At 63.0% G+C, this 2757-nt stretch carries 1 protein-coding gene; it reads right to left on the bottom strand.

Features of this window, described 5'->3' with window-relative positions:
• A partial coding sequence (gene acnA, locus A3764_RS05530) for an aconitate hydratase AcnA (RefSeq protein WP_067951303.1) occupies positions 1-2745 on the bottom strand: 2745 nt, incomplete at its 3' end.
• Positions 2746-2757: the final 12 nt, after the last annotated feature.

Raw genomic sequence — 2757 nt, 5'->3', positions numbered from 1 at the left:
GTAGTGCAGCACGCCGTCGTGTTCGACGTATTCGATCTCGATCGCCGTATCGATGCGGCACTTCAGNGTGATGTCCTTGGTGCTGCCATCGGCCATGGTGATGGTGCAGGGCACTTCCTGCAGCGGCTTGATCGTGTCGAGACCCTTGATGGAGACGGTTTCATCCCCGGTCAGGCCCAGCGACTTGCGCGTGTCCCCCCCGGTGAATTCAAACGGAATGACCCCCATGCCAACGAGGTTGGAGCGGTGGATACGCTCGAAGCTTTCCGCGATGACGGCCTTCACGCCGAGCAGAGCGGTGCCTTTGGCCGCCCAGTCACGGCTGGAGCCTGCGCCGTATTGTTCGCCGCCGAAGATCACCAGCGGGGTATCGGCATCCTGATAGGCCATAGCCGCATCGAAGATCGACGTCTGCTTGCCGTCCGGCCCCTTGGTATAGCCGCCTTCGACACCATCCAGCATCTCGTTCTTGATGCGGATGTTGGCGAATGTGCCGCGCATCATGACCTCGTGGTTGCCCCGGCGCGACCCGTAGCTGTTGAATTCGCGCACGGGCACCTGCCGTTCGGTGAGGTACTGACCGGCGGGTGTGCTTTCCTTGAACGACCCGGCGGGCGAGATGTGGTCGGTGGTGATCATGTCCCCCAGAAGGGCCAGTACCTTGGCACCTTCGATGTTGGTGATCGTCCCCGGCTCCTTGCCCATGCCCTGAAAATAGGGCGGGTTCTGCACGTAGGTGGACTGGGGGGGCCAGTCGTATGTCTGACTGTCGGTGGTCTCCACCGCCTGCCATTTCTCGTCGCCCTTGAAGACATCGGCGTATTTGTCCTGGAACGCCTCGCGGGTGACGGTCTTTTCGACCAGTTCCGCGATCTCCTGCGTCGAGGGCCAGATGTCCTTCAGGTAGATGTCGTTGCCGTCGTGGTCCTGACCCAGCGGGCTGTTCGCCAGATCGTGGTTCATGTCGCCCACGAGGGCATAGGCCACGACCAGCGGCGGCGAGGCGAGGTAGTTGGCCCGTACATCGGGCGAAATGCGGCCTTCGAAGTTCCGGTTGCCCGACAGCACGGAGGTGCCGATCAGGTCGTAGTCGTTGATTGCCTTGCTGATCTCGGGCTCCAGCGGGCCGGAGTTGCCGATGCAGGTGGTGCAGCCATAGCCCACGAGGTTGAAGCCGATGGCATCGAGGTCATCCTGCAGTCCGGCGGCTTCGAGGTAGTGGGACACCACCTGGCTGCCCGGAGCGAGGGAGGTCTTGACCCAGGGTTTGCGGGTGAGGCCCTTTTCACGCGCCTTGCGGGCCACGAGCCCGGCGCCGATCATCACGTAGGGGTTCGAGGTATTGGTGCAGGAGGTGATCGAGGCGATCACGATGGAGCCGTCGTGCAACTGGTAATGCCCGCCCTCGGTGGGCACGTATCCGCGGTTGTGGTGGCCTTCGTCACCGGGAATGTCCTCCGGTTCGGGCTGGCCGCCTTCGCCTTCCCAGCGGATCTCGGCGTTGGGGGTCGTGTCCTTGCCTTCGCGGATGCCCTTGACGTACTGGCCGAAGGCCTTGTGCGCTTCGGTGAGCGCGATGAAGTCCTGCGGGCGCTTGGGGCCGGAGATCGCCGGAACGATTGTCCCCATGTCGAGGCTGAGCGTATCGGTATAGACCGGGGCATAATCGGCATCGCGCCACATGCCATTGGCCTGAGCATAGGCTTTGACGAGCGCGACGCGGTCCTTGTCGCGGCCCGTGTTGGTCAGATAGCGCAGCGTTTCATCGTCGATCGGGAAGAAGCCGCAGGTCGCGCCGTATTCGGGCGCCATGTTGGCGATGGTGGCCCGGTCAGCCAGCGGCAGGTGGTCGAGGCCCGCGCCGTAGAATTCGACGAACTTGCCCACCACGCCCTTTTCGCGCAGCATTTCCACGACTTTCAGCACCAGGTCGGTGCCGGTGGTGCCTTCCATCATCTTGCCCGTCAGCTCGAAGCCGACAACTTCGGGGATCAGCATGGAGATGGGCTGGCCCAGCATCGCGGCCTCGGCCTCGATCCCGCCAACGCCCCAGCCAAGGACGGCAGCACCGTTGACCATGGTGGTGTGGCTGTCGGTGCCCACGAGGGTGTCGGGATAGGCCACTTCCTCGCCGTTCTGGTCCTTGTCGGTCCAGACCGTCTGGCTGAGATATTCGAGGTTCACCTGATGGCAGATGCCGGTGCCGGGGGGCACGACGCGGAAGTTGTTGAAGGCCTTCTGGCCCCACTTCAGGAAGGTATAGCGTTCGATGTTGCGTTCGTATTCACGGTCCACGTTCATCTGGAAGGCGCGCGGATTGCCGAATTCGTCGATCATCACCGAATGGTCGATCACCAGATCGACGGGGTTGAGCGGGTTGATCTTCTGTGCGTCGCCGCCCAGGGCCACAATGCCGTCACGCATGGCCGCAAGGTCGACGACCGCCGGAACGCCGGTGAAGTCCTGCATCAGAACGCGCGCCGGGCGGTAGGCGATTTCCCGCGGGTTCTTGCCGCCCTTTTGCGCCCATTCGGCGAAGGCCTTGATGTCGTCCACGGTGACGGTCTTGCCATCCTCGAAGCGCAGCATGTTTTCCAGCACGACCTTGAGGGCGGCGGGCAACTTGGAAAAATCGCCCAAGCCCGCCTCTTCCGCTGCGGGGATGGAGTAATAGGCGACGGAGCTGCCGCCGGACTGAAGCGTCTTGCGGGTTCCCGAACTGTCCTGACCGACTGTGATCGTCATGCTTTCTATCCT

This window comes from Sulfitobacter sp. HI0129, assembly GCF_001635395.1.
GTDB lineage: Bacteria > Pseudomonadota > Alphaproteobacteria > Rhodobacterales > Rhodobacteraceae > Sulfitobacter.
This window is presented reverse-complemented; position numbering and strand designations above follow the sequence as displayed.